General features: G+C 60.5%; 1 protein-coding gene and 1 pseudogene. Both read left to right on the top strand.

Annotation, left to right across the window (positions count from 1 at the left end):
• Positions 1-328: pseudogene (locus CKO23_RS26235) on the top strand (hypothetical protein); the annotation flags it as partial.
• A gap of 621 nt (positions 329-949) precedes the next feature.
• On the top strand, positions 950-1,530 hold a 581-nt coding region (locus CKO23_RS24625; protein ID WP_200336142.1), incomplete at its 3' end, for a hypothetical protein.

Below are 1,530 nucleotides of genomic sequence, written 5' to 3'. Positions count from 1 at the left end.
CTTCTTGCATGTGACCACCGAGTTGCGCTGCGAGATTAAGACCCTGGCCTATCCGCCCGCCGCCCTGTTCGGATTGGCCATGGCCATCGTCGCCTACAACGCCTTGGCGGTGATCAAGGCGACGCTGGGACGGAAAAGGGGACGGGACGGAAAAGGGGACGGATTTATTTTTCGAGGATGGGTCGCAAGTCGTGGGGGTCACAAGCCACACGAAGCCGGGTCAAAGTCATTGGGGCAGGTCTCCCGTTGCACGCTCTTGCACGAGACGGGATCACGGGGTCTGGACGACGAGGTCTTGAAATCCAGCACTCATAATCCATCGATCTGATGCATGTCTAGACCACTGCGCATCGAACTCGCTGGCGGGCAGTCCCACGTCACCTCACGCGGGGATCGTTGCGAGGCAATCCGTGCCAAACCGCCTTGAGTGACGCAAGCCGAGTAGGCCGTACGCGACTTCCGCTTTGAATTCAACGCCATACCGAAGCGTAAAAAATCCTGACGCCGCTTTGCAGACTCCCACAAAGACCGGGGGGTTCGAGTGGGCCGGACACTCCCCGGAGGGTAGAGCGAAGTTTGTGCTCCCTGTCTGCCGCCTGGGTTCCCGGCGGTGCCACATGATCTCGGCCATGGTCCAGGTTGCAACCCGGCCCCTTTCAGCATTGGCCAACTCAGCATGACGGCCCGAATCAAAGGCTAACGCATTGTTCTTGATAGACCCTTGATAGACCGATGCCGCTTCACACGCTGGCACCGCCCCGCCGTTCAACGGCGTCTCCCATCGCCGATCGCGTTCCCAGCGAAGGTGTAACATTTTCCGACACCCCAGTTGCTGCGTCATCCTCGCCCCGGTCCGCGCCTATTGCCAGCCAACAGGCGGAACACCCGCGCGGGCTCCTCAACTGGCCCTGCTATACTCCGGCCAACGCCCCGAATAAGGACAGTGCGCATGGCCACGACCTATGCCGAGATTCTTGATCTGCTCGGTGAATTGATTGCCTCGCAGAAGGAGACCGACCGTCGCTTTCAGGAGACCGATCGCAAGTTCCAAGAGACCGGTCGCCTGCTCCGTGAGCAGTCTCAGGAAACCGACCGCAAATTCCAGGAAACCGACCGCAAATTCCAGGAAACCGACCGTAAATTCCAGGAGACCGACCGCAAATTCCAGGAAACCGACCGCAAGTTCCAGGAGACCAGCCGCCTGGTCGGCGATCTGGGCGGGCAGTGGGGCTTATTCGTCGAAAATCAGGTGGCGCCGGCGTGCGAACGCCTCTTCACCGAGCGCGGGATTCCGGTGCAGATGGTCAGCCAACGGGTGAAGAAGCGTCTGGGCGGGGAAGTGCTAGAGGTCGATGTCATGGTCGTCAATTGCGGCCATCTGGTCGCGGTCGAGGTCAAGGCAAGTCTGAGCGCGGAGGACGTGCGGACCTTTCTCGAGGATCTGCGGCGTTTTCGCGAGTTCTTTCCCGAATACGCCGACTGCCAGGTGCATGGGGCAGTGGCGGGAATCCGCATTGAGGACGGCGCGGA

This window comes from Thiocystis violacea, assembly GCF_016583565.1.
Taxonomy (GTDB): Bacteria; Pseudomonadota; Gammaproteobacteria; order Chromatiales; family Chromatiaceae; genus Thiorhodococcus; species Thiorhodococcus violaceus_A.
This window is presented reverse-complemented; position numbering and strand designations above follow the sequence as displayed.